The sequence below is a fragment of the Lactiplantibacillus argentoratensis genome (genome assembly GCF_037290055.1).
Classification (GTDB): domain Bacteria; phylum Bacillota; class Bacilli; order Lactobacillales; family Lactobacillaceae; genus Lactiplantibacillus; species Lactiplantibacillus plantarum.
Genome location: NZ_CP147647.1, coordinates 848,432 through 861,248, shown reverse-complemented (window position 1 = coordinate 861,248; position 12,817 = coordinate 848,432). Strand labels below are relative to the sequence as shown.

Here is a 12,817-nt window from a genome sequence, read left to right as displayed (position 1 = left end):
TTAGATTTATTGTTGATCGTCGTTGAACAACTTGATTTCGTTAGAATCAGAACTTAAGGTAACAATAGCCTTACGACGCTTCTTAGTGTAGCCGGCGTAACGACCTTGGCGCTTAAGTTTTCCTTTAACGTTCATAACGTTCACTTTAACGACTTTAACATCGAAGATTTCTTCGATTGCTTTTTTAACTTGGGTTTTCGTTGCCTGTACGTTGACATCAAATGTGTAGCGCTTGTCGTCCAAGTCAGCCATTGATGCTTCAGTAACTACAGGACGTAAAATTACATCGCGTGCTTCCATTATGCGAGCGCCTCCTCTAATTGATCGAGGGCTTTTTGGGTAACGACTAATTTGTCACTATTAGCGACATCTAAGACGTTAACACCTTTGGCTTTAAGGATCTTAACATTTGGTAAGTTACGACCTGCCAAAGCAGCCTTTTCATTGTCCTCTTCAACCAAAACAAGAGTCTTGGTATCGACGTTGAGGTTGTTTAATACATTTACAAAATCCTTAGTCTTTGGTGCGTCGAAAGCTAAGCTATCAACTGCAACTAAGCTGTTGTCTAAGACCTTTTGTGAAAGGACAGACTTCAAAGCTAAGCGCATAACCTTCTTAGGTAATTTGTAACTGTATGAACGAGGGGTTGGTCCGAAGACAATCCCACCTTTACGCCATTGTGGTGAACGGATAGAACCTTGACGCGCACGACCAGTACCCTTTTGACGCCATGGTTTACGACCACCACCGCGACGAGCACTACGGTTCTTAACTGCGTGAGTTCCTTGACGCATTGATGCACGTTGCATCAAGATGGCATCAAAAACCACGTTTTCGTTTGGTTCAACACCAAACACAGCGTCGTTCAAAGTAACGTCACCATTTTGCGTACCGTCTTGTTTAAATAATGCTACGCTAGTCATGTATTATGTCCTCCTTCCTTATTTACTCTTAACAGATGTTTTAACTGTTACAAATGATTTGTTGGCGCCAGGGACATTCCCTTTAATTAATAAAACGTTGTTTTCAACGTCGGCACGAACGATTTGTAAGTTTTGCATCGTACGTTGGCGATTACCCATCCGGCCTGGTAATTTCTTACCTTTGAATACCCGGTTGATGATGGCACCCATTGAACCAGGACGACGATGGTAACGAGAACCGTGAGCCATTGGTCCACGACTTTGGCCGTCCTTATGGATATTACCTTGGTAACCATGACCTTTAGTGATACCCGTAACGTCAACGGCGTCGCCAGCTGCGAAAATATCCGCTTTGACTTCGTCACCTACTGTGTAATCTCCAAGCTCAACATTACGAATTTCACGAATGAAGCGCTTAGGAGTCGTTTTTGCTTTTGCTGCATGACCTTGAGCAGGTTTGTTCGTCAAGACTTCGCGTTTGTCGTCAACACCTAATTGGATTGCTTCGTAACCGTCATTTTCAACGGTCTTAACTTGCAACACAACGTTAGGTTGAACTTCAACAACTGTAACGGGAACTAATTCGCCGCTTTCAGTGAAGACTTGCGTCATTCCTACCTTTTTCCCTAAGATTCCTTTAGTGGTCATGAGTACACCTCCAATTAATTGATTTTAGTTTTGTAAATTAAAGCTTGATTTCAATATCTACACCGCTAGGCAAGTCTAACTTCATTAATGAGTCGACCGTCTTAGGCGTTGGGTTAACGATATCGATTAACCGCTTGTGAGTCCGCATTTCGAATTGTTCACGTGAGTCCTTAAACTTATGTGGTGAACGTAGAACGGTATAAATAGTCCGTTCAGTAGGCAATGGAATAGGACCTGAAATAGTAGCACCAGTTCTCTTTGCCGTTTCGACAATCTTGTCAGCTGACTGATCAAGAATGCGGTGTTCGTATGCCTTTAAGCGAATACGAATTTTTTGCTTTGCCATTGTTGTGACCTCCTTCGTCTATTTTGAAAATAAGACTAGCTCCGTGAAAATTACCGCCACGTCCCATGACAATGTGGCCGGGCGTGTCGCAACCTTTCACATCAAAGCTAACTACGACTACTTGATGATGGGGATATAGTTATCCCCTTCTAAATACCAAGCACAATCTATAATAAATGAAAAGCTCTGTAATAGCAAGTGTTTTCGCACTTTTTTTATAACCATCGTTGTAAACCGTGTTACCTTTTTTGAACCAGCTCAATTAATGTAACACAAATTCCATCCAATTAATAGCGTTTGCCCCTAATTTCTTTTTGGGGAGCGCTTTACATTTCTCACTGCCGACCTGCTACGTTCACTATGTCCCGCTCTAGATCACACTGGCACCTTCTCAGGGCCGACCTAAGCTTGAGATCCCATCGCTTTTATCATCGGATCATTTAACCGCCCTCAGTGCGTGATTATGCCGCTTCTTTCGTGCTGAGCCGGCCCCTTACTCGCTAACTTGTTCATCTACCTTCTATTATAGTGTCATCTGTTACCATTACTCGACTGTATGCACGGCAAACCGCCAGCTCGGATGCTGGCTGCCGATAAAAAAAGGAACTCGATAGTCGAGTTCCACTTATCATGCCATCGCCCTGCACGCTTAATGTGAAGGTTGCATGATCTTATGGGTCGCCGCTGCAAGTGATTCAACTAGTGTGACCCCTTGTTGCATAGTTGCATCTTGATTCGTATAGATTGCAATGACGTAGCCCTGAGGATCACGATGCTTGTCATAGACGTGCCCAATGCTATTGACCTGCCATCCCAAACCATTATCACTCAGATCCATCCAGCCATTCTTTAATTGGTAGTCGGGTGCATCCTTTGAGACGCCCCAGCTCTGTTCATGACTGACTGTTCCCATTAGATTCTGAATGTAGTGTTTCGAGCGACTCGTCAGGTAATTGGAAGGATAGTAGATGGTACGCAATAATTTCACTTGATCGGCTGGCGTCGTCTTCGTCATACTCCACGAAGTCAAGTTAGCCGTCGTATGTGTCATTTGCAAGTTCTGGTATAAGTTATTGAGCGCACCGTAACTGCCTAAGCCATTGCTCAGTAAACCTGTCGCCGCATTGTTATCGCTATAGCGGATCATCGACTCGGCCAGAGTCTGTTCACCTGATGTGAACGTTAACTGCCCCCGGTCGCGCTGATGTAACAGTTCTGTTAAAATACTAGCCTTGATCGTGCTGGCAACGTAATACCCGCTACCGTCCGTATCTCGATTGTACGTCACACTCTGCTTGCTGCGCGGTGAATAGATGGTAATCCCTACTTTGACGGACTGGTGATCAATAATTTTTTGCCAAGCGGCTAATAACTGTTGCCGTTGCTGTTTCGGATCAACGGCCGTTACCTTCTCCGATGAGTTGGCCGTCGCTTTTGGCTCAGTGCCTGCTTTTCGCTCCGCCTTCACCTGATGTTGCGGCGTTATTTTGCTTGCCTGATAATTAGAAAATGAACCAAGGACGACTAAACAAATCACGGCCACACTGACCAGTAATTGTCGGTGATAGCCACCCACGCGGCGGGTCAGCCACTGATACCCTGCATAGTCGACCATCGCAATTATTAACGCCAGTGGTAACACGCTGAGGGCACGCCCAGGACGAGTCGCACCATCTAGTAGCCACACTAACGCCCAGTAATATAAATACCACAAGTAGGTCGTCATCAGAAGATGCCATTGGCGCACGTTCACTTTCATCGGTTGAACGGTCCACAACAACCAGCCACTCCCCAAACACCCAATTACTAACCATACTAGTTGTAGCCAGTGATTTTGAAAAGTCGCACTGTGACCACCAATCATGAATAGAACTGCATAACAAATCAGTGCAAAGACCGTATCAAGTGGCCCACGCTGAATCGCGGGAGACGTGACGCGTCCGTGATGCCAAGCGACGATCAACCCGCCAACTGCAAACGATAGTAAGAATAAACTGGTGGGCAGCCCGCGACTGGAACGCGTGAACAACCAGCCACTGTTGATGACCAACGCGAATAAAGCCAAGCAACCGTTGCTGAAGATAAGCGTCTGCCGAATCGGCAGTTGCCGGCACTCGGCAATTTGTACGGTTACACGCAGCCACAGTAAGCCAATCACGTAGATGACGACCGGCCAAAGATGAAAGAAGACGTTGTGCATCGTGGCCGCATCGACCGGTAACGACCAAATAATGGTCCGCAATGGCTGTGTGGCCGCCCCATACAGATGTTCAAAAGATGGTTCAACGACCCAGCTTACAGCTAACACAAGAACCAGCAGAACCAATAAGCTCTGTAAGATGAACACGACCTCGTTAATAACTGAGAAACGTGATTCCGTTTGCCTTGGCGCCAACCAGTGCTCGGTCATAATGCCACCTAATAGTGCCATCACAAGCGTAAAACTGACAACTTCCCCATTGATACTCGGGAGTATCTGACTGATTCCCACGAGTATCACCCCAACAAAACCTAACCCGTACCACTTATTCATAAACATGAGTGACTCCTCCACGGGTGATTAGATATTAATACAGAGAATATCTTACCATAATTAATTAGTTATTAGTACGTACTTACCAGCAATTTTGGGGCCACTTGGATTGACATACCATGCCATCCTGCGACACGTCGCAACCGTGTTTTGGTTATCAATAAACTTATGTAAAAAAAGACGTCCAGTCGAAGCTGAACGTCTTTCTTATTATCAATCAAGCTTATTTGGCAGGAGTGCCGCCATTCTTCTTGATGATATCTTCTTGAACTGACTTTGGTACCTTTTCGTAATGATCAAAGGTCATTGTGAAAGTCCCACGACCTTGAGTAGCTGAACGTAATGTGGTTGCATAACCAAACATTTCAGCCAAAGGAACGTATGCATGAACTTCTTGGGCATTCCCACGTTCTTCCATACCTTCGATGTTACCACGACGAGCAGTAACGTGACCCATAACATCACCTAAGTAATCTTCTGGGGCAACGATATCAACCTTCATGATAGGTTCAAGGATAACAGGGCCAGCAGTCTTAACAGCATTCCGCAATGCTAATGATGCGGCAATCTTGAAGGCTGCTTCACTAGAATCGACATCATGGTAAGAACCATCATAGAGCTTAGCCTTAACGTCAACCAAAGGATAACCAGCTAACACACCGTTAGCCATAGCTTCCTTCAAACCTTGTTCAACTGAAGGAATGTATTCGCGAGGAACAACCCCACCGACGATGGCATCTTCGAATTCGAAGCCTTTACCTTCTTCGTTAGGTGTAAATTCAATCCAAACATCCCCATATTGACCTTTACCACCAGATTGGTGAACGAACTTACCTTGAACTTGAGTGCTCTTAGTAAAGGTTTCACGGTATGAAACTTGAGGCGCACCAACAGTGGCTTCAACGTTAAATTCACGCCGCATCCGGTCAACGATGATATCCAAATGCAATTCACCCATCCCGGCGATCAAAGTTTCACCAGTTTCAGGGTTAGTTTCAGCCTTGAAAGTAGGATCTTCTTCAGAAAGTTTTTGTAAGGCAACGTTCATCTTATCTTGGTCAGCCTTAGTCTTAGGTTCAACGGCAACCTGGATAACTGGGTCAGGGAATTCCATTGATTCCAAGTGATATGGATGGTCAATCGAAGTCAATGAGTCACCAGTAGTCGTGTTCTTCAAACCAATTGCAGCGGCGATATCACCAGAGAAAACTTCTGGGATTTCTTTCCGTTGGTTAGAATGCATTTGAAGTAAACGACCAACCCGTTCACGTTTGTCCTTAGTAGCGTTCAAGACATATGAACCAGATTCCAAAGTACCTTGGTATACCCGGATGAAAGTCAAACGACCAACGAATGGGTCAGTAGCAACCTTAAATGCTAAGGCAGCGAATGGCTTGTCATCACCGGCAATCAAGTCAACTTCTTCTTCAGTTTCAGGATCAGTCGCCTTGTATGGCTTAACATCAAGTGGTGATGGTAAGTAGTCCACAACGGCATCCATTAACATTTGAACACCCTTGTTCTTGAAGGCTGAACCAGCTAATACTGGGAAGAATTCAAGTGCTAACGTTCCTTTACGGATAGCAGCCTTAATTTCTTCTTTGCTGATTTCTTCACCGCCAAGGTACTTTTCCATGATGCCGTCATCGATGTCAGCTAAGGCTTCGATTAAGTCATCACGTGCAGCTTGGGCTTCTTCTTTGTATTCATCAGGAACGTCAACCGTATCCCATTCAGTACCAAGTTGATCTTCATCATAAAGATCAGCCTTCATTTCGATTAAGTCAATGACCCCTTCGAAATTGTCTTCGGCACCAATTGGTAATTGGATAGCGTGGGCGTTAGCTTGTAAACGATCATGGATCGTGCTTACAGAGTACTTGAAGTCCGCACCAATCTTGTCCATCTTGTTAACGAAAACGATCCGGGGAACGTTATACGTTGATGCTTGACGCCAAACTGTTTCAGTTTGAGGTTCAACACCTGATTGGGCATCCAATACGGCGATCGCACCATCTAAAACCCGAAGTGAACGTTCAACTTCAACAGTGAAGTCAACGTGCCCTGGGGTATCGATGATGTTAATCCGGTGGTTCTTCCACTGTGCAGTCGTGGCAGCAGAGGTAATGGTGATCCCACGTTCTTGTTCTTGGGCCATCCAGTCCATTTGTGAAGCACCATCATGGGTTTCACCAATTTTGTGAATTTTACCAGTGTAGTACAAGATCCGTTCAGTAGTCGTGGTCTTACCAGCATCGATATGGGCCATAATACCAATATTACGGGTCTTATCGAGTGAGAATTCTCGTGTATTAGCCATTAGAAAATGTGTTACTCCTCTCAATATAAATGGAATTAACAGTATAAAGTTTATTTCAAAAAATGACTACTATATGCGCGCATATAATAGTCACCTTTTTGTGATTAGTTAAAGGCGACCTTTAACCATCTCACGGAAATATTACCAACGATAATGGGCGAAGGCACGGTTGGCTTCAGCCATCCGGTGAGTATCTTCACGCTTCTTAACTGAAGCACCAGTATTGTTAGCAGCATCCATGATTTCACGAGCTAACCGGTCGGACATAGTGTGTTCGCCACGTGAGCGAGCATATTGAACGATCCAACGAAGGCCAAGCGTCGTTTTACGATCTGGGCGAACTTCGATTGGAACTTGGTAGTTAGAACCACCAACACGGCGGGCCTTAACTTCAAGTACTGGCATAACGTTCTTCATAGCTTCTTCGAAGACTTCCAAAGGATCGTTACCAGTTTGTTCTTTGATTTGATCAAAAGCATCATACAAAATAGTTGATGCGGTACCGCGCTTACCATCTAACATTAAGTGGTTAATTAAACGCGTTACTAATTTAGAGTTATACATTGGATCTGCTAAAACTTCGCGTTTTGCAGGTGCACCTTTTCTTGGCATTTAACTTACCTCCTTATTATTTCTTTGGCTTCTTGGTACCATACTTGGAACGGCTTTGGCGACGATCTTCGACACCAGCAGTATCCAAAGCACCACGGATAACATGGTAACGAACACCAGGTAAATCCTTAACACGACCACCACGAATTAAGACAACGCTATGTTCTTGGAGGTTATGACCAATACCAGGAATGTAAGCTGTAACTTCGATTAAGTTAGATAAACGTACACGGGCATACTTCCGTAAAGCCGAGTTAGGCTTCTTAGGAGTCATGGTACCGACACGAGTAGCAACCCCACGTTTTTGTGGCGCTGGGTTATTAGTTGCAACCTTCTTGTAACTGTTATACCCAAAGTTTAACGCTGGGGCATTTGATTTTGATACTTTAGACTTACGGCCTTTGCGAATTAATTGATTAATTGTTGGCATGTTCTAAAGTGTCCTCCTTCCAAATATCTGTTTTTAAGTCCACACACCCAGGTGGTTCTTTTTTGAGTAAAAAAGAATTCCTGGTGCGTGGTTATTGTGCGCTTAGCCGACCAGTCAGCATGTCTGTATTCCTGATACAGGAATCTGTCTGCAAAAAGCACCTTTACTAGACTATCATGACATGCCGAAGTTGTCAATAAATGTCATAAAAAAATACGCGTCGTCCTCATTACGTACCTAGTGATGAAAGGTGGTCCTAACCATGTTAACCAGCAGTCTTTTTATTCTCGGCCTCTGCCTGGGCTCATTCGTGACCTGTATGGCGGAGCGCATCAGCAGCGGACACACACTCATTAGTACCCAACGGTCACTGTGTCCGCACTGCCGGCACCAATTACGGTTCTGGCAACTAATACCATTGCTTGGTATTCTGCTTCAACGGGGGCGTTGCTATGACTGCCACGCCCCAATCAACCTTCGTTCTAGTCTGATTGAATTGCTCTGTGGCGGTTTACTGGCTTCTAGCGGTGCGTCATTTTCATTGACACTGCCACTCCTGATGGGCTACCTGGTGTTGATTTTCAATAGTCTTACTGATTATCTCACTTTTGAAGTCTATCCGCTAACATTGATTCTTCCGGCCGGATTGGGCTTGTGGCAGCAACGACCACCCCTGACGCTCAGTCTCTACCTCGTACTTGCCTTACTAGTCGGACTATACCTGCTGGCCCGGCTAACGGCCACCTTTGGCCTCGGCGATGTTGACATCCTACTCATGCTCGTCTTCATCATTCCTGCCGAAACACTGCTGACCTGCCTCGCCATTGCAGCCGTTGCCGCACTAGTTGGTTTTATCATCAGTGCCCCCCGCCACCGCCTACCGTTCGTCCCCTTCATCAGCTGGAGTTTTATCATGGTCACCCAACTCACGGGTCTCGCATAGACACCGCTGATGCGAGCATGGATTGAAGCGTTCTTATTAAACCTGATTATTGCTCTTCAGCCCATGAGCGCCCTATGCCGACCTCCGATAATAATGAGCCGCCACTTAACTTGATACAATTGGTCAGTAAGTCATTTACCACTTGGCATTCGGCCTTGGAAGGCCAGTATTCAAAACGTGGGTTTAGCTTGAATCGATGGCCACCGCCCACTTGGCAGAAGGACTGGAAAAGCGGCTCAGAGAAACCAACCGAGCACCCCTACACGAATTTAGGCCGTTTGTAGCATTTTATAGCTGGTATTTCTCCTGAAGACTACTCCCTCATCGACGACCAGATGTGGGTGTTTGACCTATAATCGTGCACACAAAAAGGACGACCACAATGGCCGCCCTTTTTTAGCTGCTTAACAATTACTTGCTAGCATCTTGTTCTTGCATTTGTTTTTCAAGGTCGCTGATTGAGTAAACCCCATCAGCCACGTTGCCAACTTCCTTTGGCTTGATATGACGGTAAACCGGCATACCAGTCCCAGCAGGAATGATCTTACCAATGATAACATTTTCCTTAAGACCGATCAGTGGATCGTTCTTACCACGAATAGCAGCATCAGTTAAGACCCGTGTCGTTTCCTGGAATGAAGCAGCTGACAAGAAACTATTCGTTTCAAGAGCGGCTTTGGTAATCCCAAGAATGACTGGCCGTGACGTTGCAGGAATACCACCGGCAATCAAGGTCTTGTAGTTCTCGTCCTTGAAGTCTGCAATATCCATTAACGTCCCAGGCAAGACGTCGGTATCGCCCGGATCCATGACCCGAACCTTCCGTAACATTTGCCGAATCATGATTTCAACGTGCTTATCGCCAATTTCAACCCCTTGCATCCGATAAACCTTTTGAACTTCACGGAGCAAGTAGTTTTCAGTTGATAAGACATCACGCACTTGAATTAATTGCTTAGGATCAATTGACCCAATGTTCAACGCAGCACCACGGTGAATAAAGTCGCCTTCACTAACCGCCATCCGTGCTGTTAACGGCAACGTGTAAGTCCGGGTATCAGTTTCACCCTTAACCGTAACTTCCTTCGTCCGTTCCGCTGGATTTTCTTCAATTAATTCAACCGTCCCAGTAACTTCTGAGATTTCGGCACGCCCTTTAGGATTCCGTGATTCCACAATTTCTTGCACACGAGGCAACCCTTGGGTAATATCGTCCCCGGCAACACCACCGGTATGGAAGTTCCGCATGGTAAGCTGAGTACCGGGTTCACCGATAGACTGTGCGGCAACTGTCCCAACAGCTTCACCAACTTCGACTTCATCACCAGTAGCCATGTTACGGCCGTAGCAATGTTCACAAACCCCATGCTTAGTGTTGCAAGTAAATGCAGAACGGATCGTAACTTCCGTTACACCAGCATCAACGATTTTATGAGCTAAGTCTTCGTCGATCAAGACGTTGTTACCAACAATTTCATCATGCGTTTCAGGATCAAAGACAGTCTTCATCGTGTAACGACCTAAGATCCGGTCATACAACGGTTCGATGACTTCGTTACCTTCCATGATTGCGTGAATCCGCAACCCACGGTCAGTCCCACAATCCTTTTCACGAACGATAACATCTTGAGCCACATCAACCAGACGCCGAGTCAAGTAACCTGAGTTGGCAGTCTTAAGCGCCGTATCGGTCATCCCTTTACGAGCACCGTGGGTTGAAATGAACATTTCCAAGACAGACAAACCTTCACGGAAGTTTGAAAGGATTGGTAATTCCATGATCTTACCGTTAGGGGCAGCCATCAAGCCACGCATCCCAGCTAACTGAGTAAAGTTTGAAATGTTACCACGCGCACCAGAATCACTCATCATAAAGATTGGGTTATCCGCGTTGAAACTTTCGATCAGTTTTTGTTGGATTTGGTCCTTAGCGTCGTTCCAGACACCAATGACCCGTTCATAACGTTCGTCATCAGTAATTAAACCACGACGGAACTGTTTTGAAATCGTATTAACTTGTTTATGGGCTTCGGCAATGATTGCTGGTTTTTCTTTCAAACCAGTAATATCGGCAACCCCAACCGTCAAACCAGACTTAGTTGAAATGTTGTAACCTAAGTCCTTCATCCGGTCAAGCAAGAGTGACGTTGCGGTCACGTGATATTGCTTGTAAACTTCAGCGATAATGTCGGCCAAGAAGCCCTTCTTGAATGGTGGAATAATCTCCTGGGCATCCAAGAATTGATGAATATCTTCACCAGGCTTCAAGAAATACTTGTCCGGCGTGCCAGCAATCAAGTTATCGTTAGTTGGTTCGTTCAAGTAAGGGAACTTGCCAGGCAAAATGTTGTTGAAGATTGCCTTACCAACCGTCGTGACTAAGACTGCTTGCTTCTGATCGTCCGTGAATGGCTTGTCAGGCATTGATGAGACCTGAATGCCGACCCGGCTATGCAAATGTACATAACCTGATTGGTAAGCCTTTTGCGCTTCATTCAAGTCCTTGAAGATCATCCCTTCGCCTTCACGACCGATTTCTTCAGTCGTCAAGTAGTAGTTACCGATAACCATATCTTGAGATGGCGTAACAACAGGTTTCCCGTCCTTAGGCGCCAAAATATGGTGGGCAGCTAACATTAAGAGCCGTGCTTCAGCTTGGGCTTCATCTGAAAGTGGGACGTGAATAGCCATTTGGTCCCCATCGAAATCGGCGTTGTAAGCTTCACAAGCCAATGGATGGAGCCGCATCGCTTTACCACTAACCAAGACGGGTTCGAAAGCTTGAATCCCTAAACGGTGAAGCGTAGGGGCGCGGTTCAAGAGAACAGGATGTTCCTTGATAACGTCTTCCAACACACCCCAGACATCGTCATCGGCATGTTCGATCTTTCGCTTAGCGTTCTTGATGTTAGAAGCTAATTCACGTTTAACCAATTCCTTCATGATAAACGGTTTGAACAATTCCAACGCCATTTGACGTGGTAAGCCCATTTGGTTCATCTTCAGGAAAGGCCCAACATCGATAACCGAACGACCAGAGTAGTCGACACGCTTACCAAGTAAGTTTTGACGGAACCGCCCTTGCTTCCCTTTCAACATGTGTGAAAGAGACTTCAATGGCCGGTTACCAGGACCAGCAACGGGACGGCCACGACGACCATTATCGATCAACGCGTCAACGGCTTCTTGTAACATCCGCTTTTCGTTTTGCACGATAATCCCAGGTGCATTTAAGTCCAACAAGCGCTTCAACCGGTTATTACGGTTGATAACCCGCCGGTACAAGTCGTTCAAGTCAGAGGTGGCAAAACGACCACCTTCCAATTGAACCATTGGCCGTAAGTCCGGGGGAATAACCGGAATTGCGTCCATTACCATCCAAGCTGGTTCGTTACCAGATGTTACGAAAGCTTCGATGATATCAAGCCGCCGAACGGCCCGGGTCCGCTTCTGACCAGAAGCATCCTTCAGAGTTTCCTTTAAATCACGTGCTTCTTTTTCAAGATCCACGTTATTCAATAACCGTTTGATAGCTTCGGCACCCATGGCAGCTTCGAATTCGTTACCATATTGGGCCTTCTTCTCACGGTATTCACGTTCAGAAAGTAATTGCTTCTTTTCAAGCGGCGTATTACCAGATTCGATAACGACGTATGAAGCGAAGTAAATGATTTCTTCAAGTGCCCGGGGACTCATGTCTAAGACTAAGCCCATCCGGCTAGGAATTCCCTTAAAGTACCAGATGTGAGTAACTGGTGCGGCAAGTTCGATATGACCCATCCGTTCACGACGGACTTTACTACGAGTCACTTCGACCCCACAACGGTCACAGACAATACCCTTATAACGAATCCGTTTGTATTTACCACAAGCACATTCCCAATCCTTAGTAGGACCAAAAATCCGTTCGTCAAACAGACCGTCTTTTTCAGGTTTCAATGTCCGGTAGTTAATGGTTTCTGGCTTTTTGACTTCGCCATATGACCAGCTGCGAATCTTGTCTGGGGATGCCAGACCGATTTGCATGCTTTCAAACTTGTTGACATCGATCAAAGGACCGAC

The 12,817-nt window shown here is 45.7% G+C and carries 10 protein-coding genes; 1 reads left to right on the top strand and 9 read right to left on the bottom strand.

The genetic code is table 11. The features are described 5' to 3' along the window. Positions 1–6: 6 nt before the first annotated feature. The 8 genes from rplW to rpsL all read right to left on the bottom strand — a co-directional run bounded on the left by rplW (position 7) and on the right by rpsL (position 7,812). Positions 7–300, bottom strand: coding sequence for a 50S ribosomal protein L23 (rplW, locus tag V7R88_RS03945; protein WP_003638062.1), 294 nt, complete (start codon positions 298–300; stop codon positions 7–9). Then, positions 300–923, bottom strand: coding sequence for a 50S ribosomal protein L4 (gene rplD / locus V7R88_RS03940; RefSeq protein ID WP_003641253.1), 624 nt, complete (start codon positions 921–923; stop codon positions 300–302). Before rplD ends, rplW begins: the two co-directional genes overlap by 1 nt. Before the next feature lie 18 nt (positions 924–941). Next, a complete protein-coding gene (gene rplC, locus V7R88_RS03935) occupies positions 942–1,571 on the bottom strand; it encodes a 50S ribosomal protein L3 (protein WP_003638060.1) in 630 nt (209 codons plus the stop codon). Between the two features lie 37 nt (positions 1,572–1,608). Next, the gene (rpsJ, locus tag V7R88_RS03930) at positions 1,609–1,917 is read right to left on the bottom strand and encodes a 30S ribosomal protein S10 (protein ID WP_003638059.1); all 309 of its coding nucleotides are present in this window, start codon (positions 1,915–1,917) and stop codon (positions 1,609–1,611) included. 649 nt (positions 1,918–2,566) lie between these two features. Beyond that, positions 2,567–4,456 carry a serine hydrolase gene (locus tag V7R88_RS03925; protein WP_114648260.1) on the bottom strand — a complete coding sequence of 630 codons (1,890 nt, stop codon included), beginning with the start codon at positions 4,454–4,456 and terminating at the stop codon, positions 2,567–2,569. Between the two features lie 217 nt (positions 4,457–4,673). Next, positions 4,674–6,770 carry an elongation factor G gene (gene fusA, locus V7R88_RS03920; RefSeq protein ID WP_054399406.1) on the bottom strand — a complete coding sequence of 699 codons (2,097 nt, stop codon included), beginning with the start codon at positions 6,768–6,770 and terminating at the stop codon, positions 4,674–4,676. 141 nt (positions 6,771–6,911) lie between these two features. Continuing rightward, on the bottom strand, positions 6,912–7,382 hold the full coding sequence (gene rpsG / locus V7R88_RS03915) for a 30S ribosomal protein S7 (protein ID WP_003638057.1): 471 nt from the start codon (positions 7,380–7,382) through the stop codon (positions 6,912–6,914). A 16-nt stretch (positions 7,383–7,398) separates the two neighbouring features. Next, entirely contained in the window at positions 7,399–7,812 is a 414-nt protein-coding gene (rpsL, locus tag V7R88_RS03910; RefSeq protein WP_003641249.1) for a 30S ribosomal protein S12, read from the bottom strand. A gap of 262 nt (positions 7,813–8,074) precedes the next feature. Here rpsL and V7R88_RS03905 point away from each other — a divergent pair, with 262 nt between their 5' ends. After that, the gene (locus tag V7R88_RS03905) at positions 8,075–8,755 is read left to right on the top strand and encodes a prepilin peptidase (RefSeq protein ID WP_054399407.1); all 681 of its coding nucleotides are present in this window, start codon (positions 8,075–8,077) and stop codon (positions 8,753–8,755) included. 411 nt (positions 8,756–9,166) lie between these two features. Here the strand turns inward: V7R88_RS03905 and rpoC are convergent, their stop codons facing one another. Next, entirely contained in the window at positions 9,167–12,808 is a 3,642-nt protein-coding gene (rpoC, locus tag V7R88_RS03900; protein ID WP_003641247.1) for a DNA-directed RNA polymerase subunit beta', read from the bottom strand. Positions 12,809–12,817: the final 9 nt, after the last annotated feature.

Excerpts from the sequence above, each read along its gene's own strand:
- rplW (WP_003638062.1), bottom strand. The coding sequence starts at position 300 with ATGGAAGCACGCGATGTAATTTTACGTCCTGTAGTTACTGAAGCATCA.
- rplD (WP_003641253.1), bottom strand. The coding sequence starts at position 923 with ATGACTAGCGTAGCATTATTTAAACAAGACGGTACGCAAAATGGTGAC.
- rplC (WP_003638060.1), bottom strand. The coding sequence starts at position 1,571 with ATGACCACTAAAGGAATCTTAGGGAAAAAGGTAGGAATGACGCAAGTC.
- rpsJ (WP_003638059.1), bottom strand. The coding sequence starts at position 1,917 with ATGGCAAAGCAAAAAATTCGTATTCGCTTAAAGGCATACGAACACCGC.
- V7R88_RS03925 (WP_114648260.1), bottom strand. The coding sequence starts at position 4,456 with ATGTTTATGAATAAGTGGTACGGGTTAGGTTTTGTTGGGGTGATACTC.
- fusA (WP_054399406.1), bottom strand. The coding sequence starts at position 6,770 with ATGGCTAATACACGAGAATTCTCACTCGATAAGACCCGTAATATTGGT.
- rpsG (WP_003638057.1), bottom strand. The coding sequence starts at position 7,382 with ATGCCAAGAAAAGGTGCACCTGCAAAACGCGAAGTTTTAGCAGATCCA.
- rpsL (WP_003641249.1), bottom strand. The coding sequence starts at position 7,812 with ATGCCAACAATTAATCAATTAATTCGCAAAGGCCGTAAGTCTAAAGTA.
- V7R88_RS03905 (WP_054399407.1), top strand. The coding sequence starts at position 8,075 with ATGTTAACCAGCAGTCTTTTTATTCTCGGCCTCTGCCTGGGCTCATTC.